This is a genomic window from Castellaniella sp., assembly GCF_049650445.1.
Taxonomy (GTDB): Bacteria; Pseudomonadota; Gammaproteobacteria; order Burkholderiales; family Burkholderiaceae_B; genus Castellaniella.
Window position 1 is genome coordinate 19,572 of the sequence record NZ_JBASAD010000008.1, and the last position, 21,403, is coordinate 40,974.

16 protein-coding genes are annotated in these 21,403 nt (G+C 67.1%); 11 read left to right on the plus strand and 5 right to left on the minus strand.

Features of this window, described 5'->3' with window-relative positions; genetic code table 11:
* Nucleotides 1-31: 31 nt before the first annotated feature.
* Entirely contained in the window at nucleotides 32-1,108 is a 1,077-nt protein-coding gene (locus tag WA983_RS01910; RefSeq protein ID WP_424311530.1) for an MBL fold metallo-hydrolase, read from the minus strand.
* 138 nt (nucleotides 1,109-1,246) lie between these two features.
* On the opposite strand from WA983_RS01910, the gene WA983_RS01915 reads away from it, so the two are divergent.
* The 9 genes from WA983_RS01915 (at nucleotide 1,247) to gluQRS (ending at nucleotide 12,696) form a co-directional block, all read left to right on the plus strand.
* Nucleotides 1,247-1,654 (plus strand): MerR family transcriptional regulator, encoded by a 408-nt coding sequence (locus WA983_RS01915; RefSeq protein ID WP_424247084.1) that lies wholly within the window; start codon nucleotides 1,247-1,249, stop codon nucleotides 1,652-1,654.
* Complete coding sequence (locus WA983_RS01920; protein WP_424247086.1) at nucleotides 1,651-2,829, plus strand: isovaleryl-CoA dehydrogenase; 1,179 nt, start codon at nucleotides 1,651-1,653, stop codon at nucleotides 2,827-2,829. Before WA983_RS01915 ends, WA983_RS01920 begins: the two co-directional genes overlap by 4 nt.
* A gap of 23 nt (nucleotides 2,830-2,852) precedes the next feature.
* Entirely contained in the window at nucleotides 2,853-4,679 is a 1,827-nt protein-coding gene (gene aceK / locus WA983_RS01925) for a bifunctional isocitrate dehydrogenase kinase/phosphatase (protein WP_424247088.1), read from the plus strand.
* A 53-nt stretch (nucleotides 4,680-4,732) separates the two neighbouring features.
* Nucleotides 4,733-5,914, plus strand: a complete 1,182-nt coding sequence (locus WA983_RS01930) for an acetyl-CoA C-acyltransferase (protein ID WP_424247090.1) — start codon at nucleotides 4,733-4,735, stop codon at nucleotides 5,912-5,914.
* Between the two features lie 63 nt (nucleotides 5,915-5,977).
* The gene (locus WA983_RS01935) at nucleotides 5,978-7,579 is read left to right on the plus strand and encodes a carboxyl transferase domain-containing protein (RefSeq protein ID WP_424247092.1); all 1,602 of its coding nucleotides are present in this window, start codon (nucleotides 5,978-5,980) and stop codon (nucleotides 7,577-7,579) included.
* Nucleotides 7,580-7,589: 10 nt separating this feature from the next.
* Nucleotides 7,590-9,608, plus strand: coding sequence for an acetyl/propionyl/methylcrotonyl-CoA carboxylase subunit alpha (locus WA983_RS01940; RefSeq protein WP_424311531.1), 2,019 nt, complete (start codon nucleotides 7,590-7,592; stop codon nucleotides 9,606-9,608).
* Nucleotides 9,609-9,677: 69 nt separating this feature from the next.
* Entirely contained in the window at nucleotides 9,678-11,303 is a 1,626-nt protein-coding gene (locus WA983_RS01945) for a methyl-accepting chemotaxis protein (protein WP_424311532.1), read from the plus strand.
* 65 nt (nucleotides 11,304-11,368) lie between these two features.
* On the plus strand, nucleotides 11,369-11,836 hold the full coding sequence (locus WA983_RS01950) for a DUF494 family protein (protein ID WP_269356944.1): 468 nt from the start codon (nucleotides 11,369-11,371) through the stop codon (nucleotides 11,834-11,836).
* The gene (gene gluQRS / locus WA983_RS01955) at nucleotides 11,836-12,696 is read left to right on the plus strand and encodes a tRNA glutamyl-Q(34) synthetase GluQRS (RefSeq protein WP_424249962.1); all 861 of its coding nucleotides are present in this window, start codon (nucleotides 11,836-11,838) and stop codon (nucleotides 12,694-12,696) included. The genes WA983_RS01950 and gluQRS overlap by 1 nt, the downstream gene beginning before the upstream one ends.
* A gap of 9 nt (nucleotides 12,697-12,705) precedes the next feature.
* Here gluQRS and WA983_RS01960 read toward each other — a convergent pair whose 3' ends face one another.
* Nucleotides 12,706-15,240 (minus strand): GDYXXLXY domain-containing protein, encoded by a 2,535-nt coding sequence (locus WA983_RS01960; RefSeq protein ID WP_424249964.1) that lies wholly within the window; start codon nucleotides 15,238-15,240, stop codon nucleotides 12,706-12,708.
* 65 nt (nucleotides 15,241-15,305) lie between these two features.
* On the opposite strand from WA983_RS01960, the gene WA983_RS01965 reads away from it, so the two are divergent.
* Both WA983_RS01965 and WA983_RS01970 read left to right on the plus strand, forming a co-directional pair.
* The gene (locus WA983_RS01965) at nucleotides 15,306-17,975 is read left to right on the plus strand and encodes a DNA topoisomerase III (RefSeq protein WP_424249966.1); all 2,670 of its coding nucleotides are present in this window, start codon (nucleotides 15,306-15,308) and stop codon (nucleotides 17,973-17,975) included.
* A gap of 6 nt (nucleotides 17,976-17,981) precedes the next feature.
* Complete coding sequence (locus tag WA983_RS01970) at nucleotides 17,982-18,563, plus strand: gluconokinase (RefSeq protein ID WP_424311533.1); 582 nt, start codon at nucleotides 17,982-17,984, stop codon at nucleotides 18,561-18,563.
* A gap of 34 nt (nucleotides 18,564-18,597) precedes the next feature.
* Here the strand turns inward: WA983_RS01970 and WA983_RS01975 are convergent, their stop codons facing one another.
* The 3 genes from WA983_RS01975 to WA983_RS01985 are packed head-to-tail and all read right to left on the minus strand — an operon-like array spanning nucleotide 18,598 to nucleotide 21,364.
* The gene (locus tag WA983_RS01975) at nucleotides 18,598-19,875 is read right to left on the minus strand and encodes a TRAP transporter large permease (protein ID WP_424249970.1); all 1,278 of its coding nucleotides are present in this window, start codon (nucleotides 19,873-19,875) and stop codon (nucleotides 18,598-18,600) included.
* A 15-nt stretch (nucleotides 19,876-19,890) separates the two neighbouring features.
* Complete coding sequence (locus tag WA983_RS01980) at nucleotides 19,891-20,379, minus strand: TRAP transporter small permease (RefSeq protein ID WP_424249972.1); 489 nt, start codon at nucleotides 20,377-20,379, stop codon at nucleotides 19,891-19,893.
* A 4-nt stretch (nucleotides 20,380-20,383) separates the two neighbouring features.
* A complete protein-coding gene (locus tag WA983_RS01985; RefSeq protein WP_424249973.1) occupies nucleotides 20,384-21,364 on the minus strand; it encodes a TRAP transporter substrate-binding protein in 981 nt (326 codons plus the stop codon).
* Between the last annotated feature and the right edge of the window lie 39 nt (nucleotides 21,365-21,403).

Below are 21,403 nucleotides of genomic sequence, written 5' to 3' on the forward strand. Positions count from 1 at the left end.
GAGGTGGACGGCAGGCGCTGCAGCGTGGGGGCTATACCTTCTGAAAGCGATACACCCCGTCTTCGCCAAGGATGCGCTGCAGGGTTCCCTGGAAGTATAGGGCGTGCAGGTGGGCGATGGCTTCGCCCATGGCGAAAGAAAGCTGGTGCATGTCGAGCTTGCGGTGGAACAGCACCGGCAGCAGGTCATGGGCGCTGCGCGGTTGATCGCAGGCTGCCAGGACCTCGGCCAGACGATCCGCATGGTGTTCCCGCTGCTGGGCGATGCGCCGATGCAAGCCCCGGAATGGCCGACCATGGGACGGCAGCACCAGCGTGTCCTCGGGCAGCGCGTCATAGGCGGACAGCGAATCCAGGTACAGGCGCAGGGGATCGGCCTCGGGCTCCAGGTCGAACACGCTGACGTTGGTGGAGATGCGCGGCAGCACCATGTCACCCGAGATCAGCACATCCAGATCCGGACACCACAGCGAGACGTGCTCGGGCGCATGGCCGTAACCGACGATGACACGCCAGGCATGCCCCCCGATGGCGACGTCCTGACCGTCCATCAGGCGGTGGAAACGGGCCGGCATGTCGGGGACCAGACCGGTGTAGTACGCATGGCGGGCGCGGATCATGTCCTGCGCCTGCGGGTCGATCAGGCCGTGACGGACGAAATGCCGCGCGGCCGCCCCGCCCGCCGGCCCACTGCCCTCGACCGAGGAATCGGGCACCGCAGTCCCCGACCACATCCGGGCCAGCGTGTAGTCCGTCATCGACATCCACAGCGGTGCCTGCCAGCGCGCGCACAGCCAATGGGCCAGGCCGACGTGGTCCGGATGCATGTGGGTCACCAGCACGCGCAGCACCGGCAGGCCATCCAGCGCCTGTTCGAACACGGTTTCCCAGCTCGCGCGCAGTTCGGCCTTGTCGATGCCGCAATCGACCACTGTCCAGCCTTCGCGGCCATCGATGCGATCGCGCAGCAGCCACAGATTGATGTGATCCAGGGCGAACGGCAAGCGCATGCGGATCCAGCGCACACCGGCCGCCACGTCCTGCGCACGGCCGGGCTCGGGCAGGGCGTCGCCCCAGGGGTAGTCCAGTTCGTTTTCCAGCGGATTCATGCCATGTCTCCATGAAGATTCGGGTTTTCTCTCACTATTATGTCAGAGTTCATTCTTTACGTTGACGTAAACGTCATTCATAATGAGCACTGCTTTTGCACCCTGTCTTTGCATCACGGTTTCACGCCGCGACCGACCATGAGCCAAGCCACCTGGACGATTTCCGAACTTGCCCGCGAGTTCGACATCACGCCGCGCACGATCCGTTTCTACGAGGATCAGGGCATCGTCAGCCCGGAACGCGCAGGCCGCAACCGTATCTACGCAGCGCGCGACCGCACGCGGCTCAAGCTCGCCCTGCGCGGGCGGCGTCTGGGGCTGCAACTGTCCGAAATCGTCACCCTGATCGATCTGTACGACCGCGGCGGCGCCAGCAGTGACGCACAACTGCGGCAGTACGCCGACGTCCTCGCCAGCCACCGCGAAAAACTCGAACAACAGCGGCGCGACCTGGACGAGACCCTGAAAGAAATCCGCCGTCAGCAAGCCGATTGCGAAGCGCTGCTGCTGGCGCGCCATCCACGACACCAGGAGACCACCCCATGAACCTGCCCGGCCTGAACTTCGACCTTGGCTCCGACCTCGACATGCTGCGCGAGGCGGTCCGCGATTTCGCCCAGGCCGAAATCGCCCCGCGCGCGGCGGCAGCCGACCGCGACGACCAGTTCCCCATGGACCTGTGGCGCAAATTCGGCGACCTGGGCCTGCTGGGCGTCACCGTGGACGAAGCCTACGGCGGCGCAAACCTGGGTTATCTGGCGCACATGATCGCGATGGAGGAAATCTCGCGTGCCAGCGCGTCCATCGCCTTGTCCTACGGCGCGCACTCCAATCTGTGCGTCAACCAGATCCACCGCAACGGCACCGAAGCCCAGAAACAGAAATACCTGCCCGGACTGATTTCCGGCGAACGGATCGGCGCCCTGGCCATGAGCGAATCCGGTGCGGGTTCGGACGTGGTCAGCATGCGGCTGCGTGCCGAAAAACGCGGCGACCGCTACGTGCTCAACGGGACCAAGATGTGGATCACCAACGGACCGGACGCCGATACCCTGGTGGTCTACGCCAAGACCACCCCCGAAGCCCATCAGCGCGGCATCACCGCCTTCATCGTCGAAAAGACTTTCCCCGGCTTTTCCGTGGCGCAAAAACTCGACAAGCTGGGCATGCGCGGCTCGCACACCGGCGAACTGGTGTTCCAGGACTGCGAGGTCCCGGCCGAAAACGTGCTGGGCCAGGTCGACGGCGGGGTCAAGGTCCTGATGAGCGGTCTGGACTACGAACGCGCCGTGCTGGCGGCCGGCCCCCTGGGCATCATGCAGGCGGTCATGGACGTGGTCGTGCCTTATGTGCACGAACGCAAGCAGTTCGGCCAGGCCATCGGCGAATTCCAGTTGATTCAGGGCAAGCTGGCCGATCTGTACACCACCCTGCAGGCCTGCCGCGCCTACTGCTACACGGTCGGCAAGAACCTGGACGCGCTGGGCGCCGGGCACGCGCGCCAGGTGCGCAAGGACTGCGCCGGCGTGATTCTGTACTGCGCGGAAAAAGCCACCTGGATGGCTGGCGAAGGCATCCAGATCCTGGGGGGCAACGGCTACATCAACGATTACCCCACCGGCCGCCTGTGGCGCGACGCCAAGCTCTACGAGATCGGCGCCGGCACCAGCGAGATCCGCCGCATGCTGATCGGCCGCGAACTGTTCGGCGAAACGGCCTGATCCAACCCGGGAGCCACGCCGCCATGGACGACACCGGCGACCATCGCCACATCCAGCCCGTCGCGCCCCGGGGCCAGTCCCCGGAAGCCGTGGCGCGCATGATCCTGGCCGGATTCGACCGCCATTACTCGCTGTTTCGCTACAGTGCACAGCGGGCCAAGGCCCTGTTCGAATCGGGCGACTGGCACGGCATCCAGCAGCTCTCGCGCGAACGCATCGAATACTACGACACCCGGGTGCGCGAATGCGCGGCGGCCCTGAGCCAGGCGCTGCGCGGCACCACGCCCGCGCGCACCGCGCCCGACACCGCCCTGACCAGCGAGCAGATCGAGTTCTGGCAGGCCGCCAAGACCTGCTACATCACGCTGCTGGCCGGCCACCATCAGCCCGAATGCGCGGAAACCTTCTTCAATTCGGTGTCCTGCCGCATCCTGCATCGCAACTACTTCAACAACGACTTCCTGTTCGTGCGCCCGGCGGTAGCGACCGACTACATCGATGACGAACAGCCCTCCTACCGGGCCTACTACCCGCTGACCGAGGGCCTGCTGCCCAGCCTGGTCCGCATGGCGGCCGACTTTGGCCTGGCTGCGCCCTACCACGACCTGCCGGCCGACGTGCGGCGCATGGCGCGCATGGGCCTGCGTCATCTGCGTCACACCCTGCCGCGCGGCCAGGGCAAGCGTCTGGCGCCGGATTGCCAGATCCAGGTGCTCAACACCCTGTTCTACCGCAACAAGGGCGCCTACATCGTCGGCCGCCTGATCAACCAGACCGCCATCCACCCGTTCGCCGTGGCGCTGCTGCACACGCCCTCGGGCCACATCCAGTTCGACGCTCTGCTGCACTCCAGCGACGACCTGAGCACGCTGTTCAGCTTCACGCGCGCCTATTTCATGGTCGACATGGAGGCCTCGGCGGCCTACGTCGATTTCCTGGCGTCGCTATTTCCGCGCAAGCCCAAGGCCGAGATCTACACCACCATCGGTCTGCAGAAACAGGGCAAGACCCTGTTCTACCGCGACTTCCTGCACCACCTGTCGCATTCTCGGGACGCGTTCGACTACGCGCCGGGGATTCAGGGCATGGTGATGACGGTGTTCACGCTGCCGTCCTACCCTTACGTGTTCAAACTGATCCGCGACCGCATCGCCAAGGACGGCATGGACGAAGCCACGGTGCGGCTCAAATACCAGATGGTGAAGAAGCATGACCGCGTCGGGCGCATGGCCGACACCTGGGAATACTCCCAGGTCGCCCTGCCGCGCAACCGCTTCTCGCCACGCCTGCTCGAAGGCCTGCGCCACGAGGTCCCCAGCCTGCTCGAGGAAACCGACGACCTGGTGGTGCTGCGCCACGTCTACATCGAACGCCGCATGACGCCGCTGAACATCTTCCTGAGCAGCGCCTCCGACGCAGCCCTGGAGACCGCCGTGCAGCAATACGGCCAGGCCATCCGCGAACTGGCCGCCGCCAACATCTTCCCCGGCGACATGCTGTACAAGAATTTCGGCGTCACCCGCCTGGGCCGCGTGGTCTTCTACGACTACGACGAAATCCAGCGCATGACGGAAATGCAGTTCCGCCGCATCCCGCCCGCCCCCAACGAAGAAGCCGAGATGTCCGGCGAACCCTGGTATCCGGTGGGAGCCAACGATGTATTCCCGGAAGAATTCGAGCACTTTCTATTGGGAGACCCCCGGGTGCGCGCCGCGTTCCTCAAACACCACGCACCGCTTTTGGATGCACAATGGTGGCAGGATTGCCGTGCGCGCGCCGCCCAGGGCCGCATCGAAGACATTTTTCCTTACGACCAAACGCGCAGACTGCAGCCACCGGACGGCCACTGAGAGGCCGTCCGGAGCAAACCAAGGAACACACCCCGAACAAAAGGAGCAACACCATGTCCGAGTCCATCGTCATCGTCTCTGCCGCCCGTACCCCCATGGGGGGCATGCTGGGCAGCCTTTCCGGTCTGGCCGCAAACGAACTGGGCGCCATTGCGATCAAGGCCGCCGTCGAACGCGCCGGCATCGCGGGTGACGCCATCCAGGAAGTCATCATGGGCAACGTGCTGCAGGCCGGCCAGGGCCAGGCGCCCGCCCGCCAGGCCGCCCTGGGCGCCGGCCTGCCCAAAAGCGTGGCGTGCAGCACCCTGCACAAGGTCTGCGGCTCCGGCCTGAAGGCCGTGATGCTGGCTCACGACATCATCAAGGCCGAGTCGGCCGAGGTCGTGGTCGCCGGCGGCCAGGAAAGCATGAGCAACGCCCCCTACCTGCTGCTGCGCGGCCGTCAGGGATACCGCTACGGCCATTCCACGGTCTATGACCACATGGCCCTGGACGGCCTGGAAGACGCCTACCAGCGCGGCACGGCCATGGGAGTGTTCGCCGAAGACTGCGCTGCGAAGTACAGCTTCACGCGCGAACAGCAGGACGACTTCTCGCTGGAATCGCTGCGCCGCGCACGCCAGGCCACCGAGGACGGCAGCTTCAAGTGGGAAATCGCTCCGGTCTCGATCAAGGGCCGCAAAGGCGACACGGTGATCGACACCGACGAGTCCCCCCTCAAGGCCATGCCGGAGAAAATCCCGACGCTCAAGCCCGCCTTCAAGAAGGACGGCACGATCACGGCGGCCAACGCATCCTCGATCTCCGACGGCGCCGCGGCCCTGGTGGTGACGACCGCCTCCAAGGCCAAGTCGCTCGGCGTCCAGCCTCTGGCGCGCATCGTCGCCCACAGCCAGTTCTCGCACGAACCGCAGTGGTTCACCACCGCCCCGGTCGGCGCGATCCAGAAAGTGCTGGACAAGGCCGGCTGGAAAACGGGCGACGTCGATCTGTACGAAATCAACGAAGCCTTCGCCGTGGTGACCATGGCGGCCATGGCCGACCTGAAGCTGCCGCACGACCGCGTCAACATCCACGGCGGCGCCACGGCCCTGGGCCACCCCATCGGCGCCTCGGGCGCGCGTCTGCTGGTCACGCTGATCGGCGCCCTGCGCAAGACCGGCGGCAAGCGCGGCCTCGCCACGCTGTGCATCGGCGGCGGCGAAGCCGTCGCCCTGGCCATCGAAATGCTGTAAATCTCCGCAGCCCCACGCAGCCGGCCGTCACGAGCGACCGGCTCGTTTTTTCCAGGAACCGACATGCCGGTCATCGAGTCCCGCGTCAACCCACGATCCCAGGAATTCCAGGACAACGCCCGCGTCATGCGGTCGCTGGTCGACGACCTGCGCCAACGCATCGCGCATACGGCGCAGGGCGGCAGCGAAACGGCCCGCGCCAAGCACCTGGCGCGCGGCAAACTGCTGCCGCGCGAACGGGTCGAGCGCCTGCTCGATCCCGGCACCCCGTTCCTGGAACTGTCGCCGCTGGCGGCGCTCGACGTCTACGGCAACGACTCGCCCGGCGCCGGCCTCATCACCGGCATCGGCCGGGTGGGCGGCACCGAATGCGTGATCGTCTGCAACGACGCCACGGTCAAGGGCGGCACCTACTACCCCCTGACGGTGAAAAAACACCTGCGCGCCCAGGAAATCGCCCAGCAGAACCATCTGCCCTGCGTCTATCTGGTCGATTCGGGCGGCGCCAACCTGCCCAACCAGGACGAGGTCTTTCCCGACCGCGATCACTTCGGGCGGATCTTCTACAACCAGGCCGTGATGTCGTCCCTGGGCATCGCCCAACTGGCCGTGGTGATGGGTTCCTGCACCGCCGGGGGCGCCTACGTGCCCGCCATGAGCGACGAATCCATCATTGTGCGCAACCAGGGCACGATCTTTCTGGGAGGCCCGCCCCTGGTCAAGGCCGCCACCGGCGAAGAAGTCTCGGCGGAAGACCTGGGCGGCGGCGACGTGCACACCCGCCTGTCGGGCGTGGCCGATCATCTGGCTGAAAACGACACCCACGCGCTGCGCCTGGCGCGCGACGCGGTAGCCCGGCTGAACCGCCCGGCCCTGCCTGCGACCGCCGCCTGGACCGAACCCCTGTACGACCCGGCCGAACTGGATGGCATCATCCCCCAGGACACACGCAAGCCCTACGACGTGCGCGAGGTGATCGCCCGCATCGTGGACGGCTCCGACTTCGAGGAATTCAAGGCGCGCTTCGGCACGACCCTGGTCACGGGCTTTGCGCGGATCTACGGCATGCCGGTCGGCATCATCGCCAACAACGGCGTCCTGTTTTCCGAAGCCGCACAAAAAGGCACGCACTTCATCGAGCTGTGCTGCCAGCGCAACATCCCCCTGGTCTTTCTACAGAACATCAGCGGTTTCATGGTGGGCCGCAAATACGAAAACGAGGGCATCGCCCGCCACGGCGCCAAGATGGTCACGGCCGTGTCCACCGCCTCGGTGCCCAAATTCACGGTGCTGATCGGCGGCTCGTTCGGTGCCGGCAACTACGGCATGTGCGGTCGCGCCTTCAGCCCGCGCCTGCTGTTCCTGTGGCCCAACGCGCGCATCTCGGTCATGGGCGGCGAACAGGCCGCCAGCGTCCTGGCCACCGTGAAGCGCGACAACATCGAACGCAAGGGCGGCGCCTGGTCCGCCGACGAGGAAGAAGCCTTCAAGGCCCCCATCCGCGCCCAGTACGAGCACGAAGGCCATCCCTACTATTCCACCGCGCGACTGTGGGACGACGGCATCATCGCGCCGTCCGACACACGGCGGGTGCTGGGCCTGGGCCTGGCCGCCGCCCGTCACGCCCCGGCCGAAGCCACGCGCTTCGGTGTGTTCAGAATGTAAGGAAAGCGCCATGTTCAATACCCTCCTGATCGCGAACCGGGGCGAGATCGCCTGCCGCATCGCCGCCACGGCCCGCCGCATGGGCATCCGCACCGTCGCCGTCTATTCCGACGCCGATGCCAACGCCCGCCACGTCCAGGCCTGCGACCGCGCCGTGCACATCGGCGGCCCGGAACCCGCCGCCAGCTACCTGCGCGCCGACGCCATTCTGGAAGCTGCCCGCCGCACCGGTGCCCAGGCCATCCACCCGGGCTACGGCTTCCTGTCGGAAAACGCCGATTTCGCCCGCGCCTGCGCAGCCGCCGGCCTGACCTTCGTCGGCCCGCCCGTCGATGCGATCGCCGCCATGGGCAGCAAGTCCGCCGCCAAGACCCTGATGTCCGGCGCCGACGTGCCCCTGGTGCCGGGCTACCACGGCGAACGCCAGGAGGCCGATTTTCTGCAGGAACAGGCGCGCGCCATCGGCTATCCCGTGCTCATCAAGGCCAGCGCAGGCGGCGGCGGCAAGGGCATGCGCATCGTCCACGCCGACGCCGAATTCCAGGCGGCCCTGGCCTCCTGCCAGCGCGAGGCGGCCAGCAGCTTCGGCAACGCCCAGGTCCTGATCGAGCGCTACCTGACCAAGCCGCGCCACATCGAAATCCAGGTCTTCGCCGACACGCACGGCCAATGCGTGCACCTGTTCGAGCGCGACTGCTCCGTGCAACGGCGCCACCAGAAGGTGATCGAGGAAGCCCCCGCGCCCGGCATGACGCCGGACCGCCGCGAGGCCATGGGCCGGGCCGCCGTGGCCGCCGCCCAGGCCGTCGGCTACGTCGGTGCCGGCACGGTGGAATTCATCGCCGAGCCCGACGGGCGCTTCTATTTCATGGAGATGAATACCCGGTTGCAGGTCGAGCACCCGGTCACCGAAGCCATCACCGGCCAGGATCTGGTGGAATGGCAGTTGCGCGTGGCCGCCGGCCAGCCGCTGCCATTGCGCCAGGACCAGTTGCACATCCAGGGCCACGCCCTGGAGGCCCGCATCTACGCAGAGAACCCGGACAAGGACTTCCTGCCCAGCATCGGCCGCCTGGACGCCCTGCAGTGGCCGCCGCACGTCGTCTTTCAGACCGGCCCGGTGCGTGTGGACGGCGGCGTGCGCGAAGGCGACACCATCTCTCCGCACTACGACCCGATGATCGCCAAGCTGATCGTCCACGGTCAGGACCGCGAACAGGCCCGGCAGCGGATGCTGCGCGCGCTGGGCGCGGTGCGCTGCACCGGCGTGCACACCAATATCGCCTTCCTGGGCCGCCTGATGGACGATCCGGCCTTTGCCACCGCCGATCTGGACACCGGGCTCATCGAGCGCGAGCACGACCGCCTGTTCCCGGCCCCCCGGGACAGCGAGGACACCACGCTGGCCCTGGCCGCCGCCACTCTGCTGCATCACGACGGTCTCGCCCGTCCTGGCGCCACGGCCATGACCGGCGGCCCCTGGAGCCAGGCCGACGGCTGGCGCATCGGCGGCCACTACGCCCGCACCTTGACCCTGAAAGACGACCGGGGCGAACGCACCGTGCACCTGCGCCGCAACGGCGGCAACTGGACCCTGGCGGTGGACGAACACCCTGCGCAGGCCTTTCACTGGCAGGCCGAAGGCCACCACCCGGCCCACGTCCGCGTGCGCCTGGGTGACACCGAAGCGCGCGGCGACGTCCACTGCGGCGGTTCGCGCCTGGACGTCTTTGACTACGGCCGGCGCCAGACCCTGGAATGGCGCGATCCGCTCACCCTGGCGGCCGCGTCCACCGACGACACGGCCGGCGGCCTGACCGCCCCGATGCCGGGCAAGATCCTGTCGGTCGCCGTGGCGGCGGGCGACACCGTCACGCGCGGCGCGCCCCTGCTCGTCATGGAGGCCATGAAGATGGAGCACACCATCGAGGCGCCTCACGACGGAGTAGTCAAGGAAGTCTTCTACGCGGTCGGTGACCAGGTGACCGAGGGCGTGACGCTGATCGATCTGGAGCCGCACGAAAACTGATTTGCCGGGTATAGTCCGCGATACAACAGGCGATACACAAACGCCACGTATCCGACTCGAAAAAGACTCATGAGACAGAACCTGCCCGTCACCCAGCACGTCCACGCCTATCCGGCCCACATGACCCTGATCTCCATCACGGACGAAAAGGGCCGGATCACCTACTGCAACAAGGACTTCACCATCGTCAGCGGCTATTCGAAACAGGATCTCCTGGGTCAGCCGCACAATATCCTCCGTCACCCGGACATGCCCGAAGAAGCCTTCCGGGATTTCTGGGATACCGTCCAGGCCGGCCGGCTCTGGAGCGGGCCCGTCAAGAACCGGCGCAAGAACGGCGATACCTACTGGGTGAACGCCAACGCCACCTGCATCCGCGAAAACGGCAAGATCATCGGCTATCTTTCCGTACGCACCCACCTGCCCGACGAGGTCATCGTGGCAGCGGAAGCCCTGTTCGCCACCATGCGCCAGGAGGCCGCCAACGGCAAGCTCAAGCACCGGCTCCAGGGCGGGCAAATCCATCGCAGCGGCCTGCTGCCCCGGCTGCGCCGCGCCCTGCACCTGACCCCGCAGCGCAAAGCCGTGCTGCTGACCGGCCTGGCCGCCGCCTGCCCTCTGCTGGCCTCTGCCCTGAATCTGCCCTGGACATTTCAGGCACTGGCCGGCGTCGTCGGCATCGCCCTGGCCACGCTGGGCGTCGACCGCTTCCTGCTGCTCCCGATCCGGCGGGTCACGGCCCTGATCGAAAAACTGGCCAGCGGCGATTTGTCCGAAACGATCCGCCTCGACGATTACCGCGCCACGCGCCGCCTGATCCTGTCGATCAACCAGTTGGCCCTGGGCATCCGCACCGCCATGTCCGATGTCCGGCAGTTCCTCAGCACCGACTCCCACGTGCTGTCCCAGCACAGCGACGACATGGTCGTACGGGCCGAACAGCAGGCCGCCAACCTGAGCCAATCCGCCGAGGCCATCGACCAGATCAGCCATGCGGTGGAGCAGACCTCGACGATGACCCAAAACGGCACCGAACTGGCCCAGGAATCCCTGGACGCCGTCAACCGCAGCCAGCAGGCCATCCAGAACCTGGCCCAGATCATCGAGCGCATCACCGAGTCCTCGCAGCACATCAACGACTTCACCCAGGTAATCGAATCCGTGGCGTTCCAGACCAACATCCTGGCCCTCAATGCCTCGGTCGAGGCGGCACGGGCCGGCGAGCACGGCCGCGGCTTCGAGGTGGTCGCCTCCGAGGTCCGGGCCCTGTCCAAGCGCACCTCGGACGCGGCACAGCAAATCCACGAACTGATCTCCGAGTCCCGCAAGCACATCGAGCAAGGCAACGATCGCAGCCGGCAGGCCGAATCCCGCATGGGCGAAGTCGCCGCCACGGTCCAGCGCCAGGTCGAGATTCTGCAGGACATCCATCAGGCGGCCCGCGAACAGACGACCCGCATCCAGGAGGTCAGCGACGCCCTGAGTCAACTGGATCAGATCACCGACACCAACACGAAACTGGCAACCGAACTCTCGCGGATCGCCGGCACGATGGAGGACAATGCCCAGGCTTCGCTGGACAACCTCCGTATCTTCAAGCTGGCCGAAGGCGACCGCACCCACGCGCACGCTGACGCGGTCGCCCTGCGGCGCGCCAACAAACAGGCCACGGAGGCGCTGGCGCTGACCGACTGAGCGCCCAGGCGGCACAGCGTCTCCCGGACAAGTACACTATGGGCACCACCGCATCACCACCCGCCATGTACGACATCCTGGTTTACCTGTTCGAAAACTACTACACGCCCCAGGCCTGCCCGCGCGCCGAAGTCCTGGCCAGCAAGCTGGCGGCCGCCGGATTCGAGCACGAGGACATCGACGACGCGCTGAACTGGCTGCGCGACCTGGCCAGCACCACCGAACGCTGCCTGCCGCTGGCCGTCATGCGCGATGCCCGGCGCGATGCCGCGCGCGTCTACACCGACACGGAATACGCGACGCTGGGCACCGAGGCGATCGGCTTCATCAGCTTCCTGGAACATTCCGGCAGCCTGCCCCCGGTTCTGCGCGAAATCCTGATCGAAGCGGCCCAGGCGGCGGACCATTCCCCCCTGTCCCTGGCCGAAATCAAGGTCCTGGCGCTGATGGTCCTCTGGAGCCAGGAGGCCGAAGTCGACCATCTGGTGTTCGAGGAACTGCTGACCGACGACGAAGGCCGGCTGTCACACTGATGTCCCGCCCCTACGTGGGTCGCTTCGCGCCCAGCCCCAGCGGACCCCTGCACGCCGGATCGCTGGTGGCGGCCCTGGCCAGCCATCTGGACGCCCGGGCGCACCAGGGCCGCTGGCTGCTGCGTATCGAGGACATCGACGAACCCCGCACCGTCCCCGGTGCCGAGCGCGTCATCCTGGGACAACTGGAAACCCTGGGCCTGCACTGGGACGGGGAACCCGTCCGTCAGACGCAGCGCCATCCTTTATATGAAGCCGCCTTCGCACGGTTGCGCGCCGCCGGGCGCCTGTACGGCTGTGCCTGCGTCCGGCGCGAACTGCCGCCCGGCCCCTATCCCGGCACCTGCCGCCCGCCGAAGGGCACGGGGAGCCGCCCGATCCGCAGTTGGCGCTTTCTCGTCGATCCCGGCGTGGAAACCTTCACCGACCGCTGGCTGGGTTCGCAGGTCCAGGACGTGGCGGCCGAGGTCGGGGACTTCATCGTCCGTCGCGCCGACGGCCTGTGGGCCTATCAACTGGTCGTGGTGGTGGACGATGGCGACCAGGGCGTCACCGACGTGGTGCGCGGCACCGACCTGCTGGATTCCACGGCCCGCCAGCGGCAACTGGCCCGCGCCCTGGATCTGCCGGCGCCGCGCGTGCTGCACGTGCCGCTGATCCTGGACGCCGCCGGCCACAAGCTGTCCAAACAGAACCACGCGCCCGCGCTGGACGTCTCGCGGCCCCTGGACTGCCTGCACGCGGCCTGGCAGGCCCTGGGCTTCGCTGCACTGCCCGCCGCGACGCCGGACGCGTTCTGGCCGCTGGCGACGGCAGCTTGGTCGCAGCGGTTCGGGATGCAGGCGACCGATCGCGCCTGACCCGGCCCCCTACAGCGGCTTCATCCCCTCGTCCAGCAACTCGGCCAGCAGCGATTTTCCATCCCGCGCCACCCTCAGCACGCCGTAACGGGCCTTCTCATAACGCGCCCCCTGGCCTTCGGGGAAGAACCAGTTCCGCCCGCCCCAATCCGCGCCGCTGGACTGCCAGCCCGACCGTTCGCGCGGGCGCCAGCGGAAGACCAGTGCCACGGTCTGGTCATCCGCATCCGAAGGCGCCTCCGCCGTCACCTCCTGCAACTGCCCGACGCCCTGGTCATCGAGCCGCAGCAGCAGCCAGCCCCGGCCCGATGCGTCGAGTGCGTCCTTCACCGGCGGATGCTCGTCCAGCCAGCCCTCCACCTGTCGGCGGATGGCATAGTCCAGATCCATATAGTCCCCCTGCATCAGCGAACGCGGGTCCACCGGGGCCAAAGCCAGTGCCACGGCCCGCCCTTCGGACAGAATGGTCTTGTAGTACTGCACGCGGGCCAGCACCAGTCCCAGGATCAGCACGCCACCCGCCAACACGCCCGCCGCCAGCCTCCCATGCCGCCGGCCGGCCACGATCCCGGCCGTCAGCCGGTAGCGCAGCGCCAGCACCCCCGTCAGCGCGGCCAGCGCGGCCGCCGCCAGGCCCAGCGAGACCGACTTGGCGATCAGACCGCCGTCGAGCGTCGTGTTGAAGTAATAGAGCGCGATGCCCCCCAGCGCCAGCGGTAGTGACCACACCTGCGGCAGGCGATCCCTGGACCACCCGCCCAGCACGACACCCGTCAGCGCCACCGCCAGCAGCGGCGCGCCCATCCAGCCCAGGCCCGCCGCGCAGCACACCGCTGGCACACCGAAGCGCAGCAAAGGCGGCAAAGCGGGCCGGACGGTCGACATCCAGGCCCCCAGCAACACACCGGGCAGCACGGCCAGCGCCGCCAGAGCCCCATGCACCGGCAACCGGCCGACCCAGACCGGGCCGGCCGCCGACTCGGAAACCAGGCCTGCCAGCACCGCCGCCACCGTCATCGACGCCCACCCCAGCGGACGCCAGAACAACCGCAAGCCTGCCCGCATCGACAGCAACCAGGCCGCTGCCCCGAACACGACGAAAAACACTGCGCGCCACGCCAGGCCATCGAACATGAGCGGCTCATCGTGCCACCCCCACCGCTGCGGGAACGTCAGATAGCAGCCGATGCCCAGCACCACCCCGGCAGCCAGCAGGCGGACGGCAAATTGCCGCGTCCCGGCGTAGACCACCCCGCCGGCCGCCAGCAGAAGCGCCAGATGCAGCGCCAGACCACCGGATTCGTCCACGGCCAGCCAGACCACGCCCGCCGCGCACAGCAGCAGACCCAGCGCCGCCAGCACTCCGCCAAACTCGCGCCCGAGCGCTCTGCCCGCCGTCCGGCTGATGAACAGCCCCGGCAACATCGCCACCGCCCCGGCCCCCAGCACCGCCGCGGCCGTATCCAGGCGAAACGCGATCCCCACCCCGACAGCCAGCAGCGACACCGCCGGGATCAGCACCCCGACCCGCAGGGCGATCAGGTACCACGGCACGGCGGCATCCCCCGCCAGCGCCGTCTCCGCATCGAGCGCGCCCCGAGTCACCCATGCCGGATCGGCCGAGCCATCCCCCGCCGCCTCGTGCTGCCGCAGCCACAGCACATGCTTGACCGCCAGCATGCCCAGGAGCAACATCACCACGGCCAGGCCGATCAGTCCAAGCTCCGACGAGACCCGAGGCCCCAGCCACAGGCCCGCCGACACGATCCCCGCCAGCAGTGCCATGGACACGACGGCCAGATCACGGCGCACACGCGCGTAAAAGACATACACCGCCCCGATCGCCAGCACGCCCAGACCCGGGCCCACCGTCCCCTGCCATTGCCACAAGCCGTCGGAGCCCCACCCGTCAAGCCCCCCAAAAGACCCTTGCATGATCGCGCTGCAGGCCCAGAACAGCACGCCACACCCCGCCAGCACCCGCCGCGCCAGATGCCAGGGGTCCCGCAGCCATGTGCGCAGGCCTTCCGCCAGCGCCAGCAGGGCGCCGTTCAGGAGCATCAAGGCCAGCCCGAACCAGTCACCCCACCAGAGGATGGACGAAGTGCCGGCCCAGGTGACGTACGTCAGGTTCAGCAGCAGCACCCACAACAGCGCCAGCACTGCGGAACGCAGCAGCACCAGCCAGGGCAGGAGCAGCATCGCCCAGGCGAAGAACAATTCCCAGGCATCCGCACCGGTTTGATAGATCTGCCCCGTCAGCGCCAGCAAAGCGCCCGTCGCCAGCGCGGCCAGCCCTGCCGCATGTTCCGCCCACGGACTGCCACGCCAGGCCAGTCCGGTCGTCACGCACACCAGCAGCGCCAAAACCCCCTGCACCAGCCGCAGCCGGCCATCCGGGCTCATCTGCGGCCAATTGGACGCGATCCAGAACACCAGGGCGGATCCGGCCAGCAGCACGCTCAGAAAGCCGATGCCCAGGGCCAGAATACGACGCCACTGGACCGGATCGCCGGCATCCGTCTGAGACGAGACGACTTGCATGGTGTAATACCCCCTCGTATGATCCGCGCTAATGCGGCCCAAAATGCGGCCGCCTCGGAAACCTCATGACCAAAACTCTGATTATTGCTGAAAAACCCTCGGTCGCCCTGGACATCTCCCGGGCGCTGGGCGGTTTCACCCGGGAAGGCGACTACTTCGAAAGCGAGCAATACGTGCTGTCCTCCAGCGTCGGCCACTTGCTCAGCCTGGTGGCGCCCAACGACCCGGTGCGCGGCAAATGGAGTTTCACCCACCTGCCGGTCATCCCACCCCAGTTCGAGCTGGGCCCGACCGACAAGCGCTCCGCCGAACGGCTGAAGCTGCTGGTCAAGCTGCTCAAGCGCAAGGACGTCGGCGCCGTCATCAACGCCTGTGACGCGGGTCGCGAGGGCGAACTGATCTTCCGCTACATCGTCCAGTATTCGGGGGTGAAGAAGCCCATACAGCGCCTGTGGCTGCGGTCCATGACTCAGGCGTCCATCCGGGATGCGTTCGCCAACCTGCGCGACGACGAGACCATGAAGCCGCTCGAGGCCGCCGCCCGGTCCCGCGCCGAGGCCGACTGGCTGGTCGGCATCAACGGCACCCGCGCCATGACGGCCTTCAACAGCAAGGACGGCGGCTTCTTCAAGACCCCGGTGGGCCGCGTCCAGACGCCCACGCTGGCGATCGTGATGGAGCGCGAAAACCGCATCCGCAGCTTCGTCTCGCGCGACTACTGGGAAGTCCACGCCACCTTCGTCGCCGCCGCCGGCCTGTACGAAGGCCGCTGGTTCGACCCCGAATTCAAGAAAAACGAACAGGACCCCGAAGTTCGCGACTCGCGTCTGTGGTCCGCGGCGGCCGCCCAGACCATCGTCGCCGCCTGCCGCGAACAGCCCGGCAGCGTGACCGAGGAATCCAAGCCCAGCACGCAGATGTCCCCGGCCCTGTTCGACCTGACCACGCTGCAGCGCGAGGCCAACTCGCGCTTCGGCTTTTCCGCCAAGACCACACTGTCGCTGGCCCAGTCGCTGTACGAGCGCCACAAGGCCCTGACCTATCCGCGTACCGATTCACGTTACCTGCCCCAGGACTACGTCGACACCGTACAGCAGACCATGCGTGTCCTGTCCGACAGCGACTCGGGCGTGGCCCGTTCCGTGCGGCCCTACGCCGCCCAGGTCGTGAAACAGGACTGGGTCAAGCCCAACCGGCGCATCTTCGACGACAAGAAGATCTCCGATCACTTCGCCATCATCCCCACCCTGCAGGTACCGCGCGAACTGAGCGACGCCGAATTCAAGATCTACGAACTGGTGACGCGCCGCTTCCTGGCGGTGTTCTTCCCGGCGGCCGAATTCCGCGTCACGACCCGCATCACCCAGGTCTCGGGCCATCACTTCAAGACCGAAGGCAAGGTGCTGGTGTCGCCCGGCTGGCTGGCCATCTACGGCCGCGAAACCCAGGGCGAAGACGCCTCGCTGGTGGCCGTGGCCGACGGCGAGCGCGTGCGTACCGAGGACATCGAGGCACGCGGCCTGGCCACCAAGCCGCCCGCCCGCTTCAACGAAGCCACGCTGCTGTCAGCCATGGAAGGCGCCGGCAAGCTGGTGGACGACGAGGCCCTGCGCGAAGCCATGTCCGAGCGCGGCCTGGGCACTCCGGCCACCCGCGCGGCCATCATCGAAGGCCTGATCAACGAGACCTATCTGCGCCGCGAGGGCCGCGATCTGGTGCCCAGCGCCAAGGCACGCCAATTGATGACGCTGCTGTCCGGTCTGGGCGTCAACGAACTGACCTCGCCCGAGCTGACCGGCGAATGGGAACATCAGCTCAAGCTGATCGAACAGCGCCAGCTCGACCGTGAATCCTTCATGCGCGAGATCGCCCAGATGACCCAGGTGATCGTCAAGCGCGCCAAGGAATACGAACGCGACACGGTGCCCGGCGACTACGCCACCCTGCAGACCCCTTGCCCGAAATGTGGCAGCGTGGTCAAGGAAAACTATCGCCGCTACGCCTGCACGGCCTGCGACTTTTCCATCGGCAAGCATCCGGGCGGACGCACCTTCGAGGTGCCCGAAGTCGAAGAACTGCTGGCCCAGCGTACGCTGGGTCCGCTGACCGGCTTCATCAGCAAGATGGGACGGCCCTTCGCGGCCGTGCTGCGCATCACCGACGAATACAAGCTGGAATTCGACTTCGGCCAGCGTGACGACGAAGACGCCGAGCCCGTGGACTTCTCCGGCCACAGCCCATTGGGCACCTGCCCCAAATGCGGCGGCCGCGTCTTCGAGCACGGCATGAACTATGTCTGCGAGCGCGCCGTGGGCCCGGAAAAGAGCTGCACCTTCCGCAGCGGCAAGGTCATCCTGCAGCAGGAAATCCCCGCCGCGCAAATGAGCAAGCTGCTGGAAACCGGCAAGACCGACCTGCTCGACGGCTTCGTGTCCAGCCGCACCAACCGCAAGTTCAAGGCCTTCCTGGTGCGCCAGGACGACGGCAAGGTCGGCTTCGAGTTCGAGCCGCGTCCGGCCAAGGCGGGCGCCAAGACGGCTGCGGCAGGCAAAACGGCGACGAAAACAGCCACCAAGTCCACTACCAAGACCGCAAGCAAAACCGCCGCCAAATCCGCAACCAAGACCGCCACGAAAACAGCGGTCAAAAAAACCGCCGCGAAAAAGGCCGCCGTGAAGAAAACCGCCGCCAAAAAGGTCGCGGCGGCGCAGGACGACGACGGCCCGGCCTTCTGAATGTCAATGCACGCGCAGACGTCTTCCGCATCCCGGGCCGCCGAACCAGTCCAGCGGCCCCGCCCGGCCCGCGCGGTGATCGTCATGGGGGTCTCGGGCAGCGGCAAATCCACCGTCGGCGCCCTGCTGGGGCAGCGCCAGAACTGGACCTTCGTCGAAGGCGATGCCTTCCACAGCGCGGCGAACCACGCGAAGATGCACGCCGGCGTCCCGTTGACGGACGAGGATCGGGCCTCCTGGCTGGAGGCGCTGGGCCTGGAACTGGCGCGCCGTGCCGCCGACGGCGTCGTCCTCAGTTGCTCGGCCCTGAAACAGGCCTACCGACAGCAACTGCGCGTGCACGTGCCCGGCCTGACCTTCATCTGGCTGGAAGTCGGCCGCGACGCGGCCTACCGGCGCGTCGCCGGCCGTGGCGACCGCCATTTCTTTCCCGCCACCCTGATCGACAGCCAGTTCGACACACTGGAACCGCCCCACGGCGAAACCGGCGTGCTGCGCCTGGACAGCGAACAGCCCCTGGAAGCACTGCTTGCGCACGCCGCCGCATGGCTGCGGGATCAGCGGAACCCGCCCGGCGCGCGGTCCTGACCCCCAGGGCGACACGCGGCGCCCCCGGGCCGCGTCAGCGATACACCAGATCGCGGAAATACAGCGACAGGTCCGACCAGTAGGTGATCACCATCAGGCAGACCATCACCACGCCGACGAAGGGCAGCAGTGGCCGGATCAGGCGCTCGATGGGCACCTTGGCGACCGTGCAGGCGGCGAACAGGTTCACGCCGAAGGGCGGCGTCACCATCCCCAGGGCCAGGTTCACCACCATGATCACCCCGAAGTGCGCCGGATCGACGCCGAACTGGGTCGCCACGGGCAGCAGCAGGGGCGCCAGCACCACGATGGACGCGGACGTCTCGATGAACATGCCGATGATGAACAGGGCGATGTTCACCCCCAGCAGGAACGTGATCTCGCTGCCGAACAGGTGGCTGAGCCATTCGCCCAGCATCATCGGCACCCCGGCGCGGTTCAGCAGGAAGCCGAACACACCCGCGTTGGCAATGATGAACATGATGATCGCCGTGGACACCACCGAGCGGTGAAACGTGCGGCCCAGCGTGGAAAAGGTCAGCCGGCGGTAGATGAAGATGCCCACGAACAGTGCATACACCACCGCCACGGCCGAAGCCTCGGTGGGGGTGAATATCCCGCCGTAGATGCCGCCCAGGATGATGACCGGCATCAGCAGCGCCCACCAGGCCTTCTTGAAGGCCGTCCAGACCGGCAGACGGCCGTCGCCGTCATGCTTGCCCAGGCCGTTGCGGCGCGCGTACAGCCAGACATAGGCCATCAGCGCGATGACGATCAGCAGGCCCGGCCCGATGCCGGCGATGAAGACCTCGCCCACCGAGGTGTCGGTGGACACCGCGAACAGAATCATGGGAATGGACGGCGGAATGATGACGCCCAGTTCCGCCGCCGAGGCCTGCAGCGAAGCCGCGAAGGGCGCCGGATAGCCGTGCTTGACCATGGCGGGGATCAGGATGGCCCCCACCGCAAAGGTCGTGGCCACGCTGGACCCGGCCACCGCGGCGAAGATCATGCAGGTCAGCACGCAACTGCAGGCCAGCCCGCCCTGCATGCCGCCCACCACGCTCTTGGCGAATTCCACCATGCGTTCGGAAATGCCGCCTTCCTCCATCAGGTTGCCGGCCAGGATGAAGAACGGCACGGCGACCAGCGGATACTTATCCAGCGCGGCGTAAAGCTGCTGCGCGATCACCAGCCACGTCATGTGGCCGTCGAAGCCGACCCCGACCATGGAGGCCAGGCCGATCGACACGGCCACCGGTACGGTCAGGCCGAAGAACAGCAGCATGGAAACGACCATCAACTGCGACATGAGGCGTTTCCCCGGTCAGATGGTTTCGATGTGGAGACGGCGCGGGCCTTCGGCCCAATAAGCCAGCGCCGCGAACAACGACAGCGCGGCGCCGACGGGAATCGCCAGATACACCCAGGAGATCGACACGGCCAGGCTGGGCATGGTCTGGAAGCGGACACGCCAGGTCATCTCGATTCCGATCCAGAGCAGGAACCCCAGAAAACCCACGACGATCAGCAGAATGCCGTGCTCCAGCAGCCGCGCCCGGCGCGGTGCCAGCAGATTGTGCAGCAGGTCCACACCCAGCATGGCCCCCTGGCGGAAGGCCAGGGCCACCCCCAGCATCACCGCCCAGATGATGGCGGCCCGCGTCCAGGCCTCGGACCAGGCGGCGGGCGATGCGAAGACGAAGCGCGCCAGGACCTGATAGAAACCCGCCGCCACGGCGGACCACAGCAGGCCCTGGGCGACCCAGGACACCAGCCGGGACAAGCCCCGGTCAATCAGGCCGAGCGCGCGCATGGATTTACTGGGTGTTGCGGATGGCGTCGACCAGTTCCTGGCCGAACTGCTTGTAGTACTGCGGGTAGACCGGCTGAACCGCCTGGACGAACGCGGCGTGATCCACCGTGTTGACCTGCATGCCGTTGGACTTCAGGGTTTCGATGCCGTCCTTTTCGACCTGATCGACGTAGCCGCGCATGGCCACGGCGCCCGCAGCGGCCGCAGCCTTGAACTTGGCCTTGCCGGCATCGTCCAGACCGTCATAGACGGAAGGTGCCATCAGAATCAGCGCCGGGCCGTAGACGTGCGCCGTCAGCGACAGGTATTTCTGCAACTGCCACATCTTCACGGAGACGATCACCGACAGTGGGTTTTCCTGGCCGTCGATGGTGCCCTGCTGCAAGGCGGTGGCGACTTCGGGCCAGGCCATGGGCGTGGCCAGCACGCCCAGTTCCTTGAAGGCGGCGATGTGGATCGGGTTTTCCGTGGTGCGGATCTTCAAGCCCTTGATGTCGGCAGGCTCCTTCACCGGGCGGATGTTGTTGGTCAGATGACGGAAGCCCTGCTCGCCCCAGGCCAGGGCCACCAGACCGCGCTTGGGAAATTCGGCCAGCATGTCCTGGCCGACCTTGCCGTCCAGGACCTTGCGCGCATGGGCCAGATCACGGAACAGGAAGGGGATGTCGAACACCCCGGCCTGCGGCACGAAATTCAGCGTGGCGCCCGTGGACACGATGGCCAGGTCGATGGTGCCCAGTTGCAGGCCCTCGATGACCTCGCGTTCGCCGCCCAGGGCACTGTTCGGGAACTGCTGCACCTTGAAGTCCGGCGCGCTGGTTTCCAGGGCCTTGGCGAAGGCGGCGGCACCCGCGCCATAGTGCGAGTTTTCGGACAGCGCGTAGGCCATCTTCAGCGTGGTCTGTGCCAGCGCCGGCGCGGACGCCGTCATGCCGGCCAGTACGGCGGCCGCCAGCCAGCCCGTGAGCTTTTTCCCTTGGAACATCGTGTCGTCTCCCGAATTCGATATAAATATTGTTCAGCC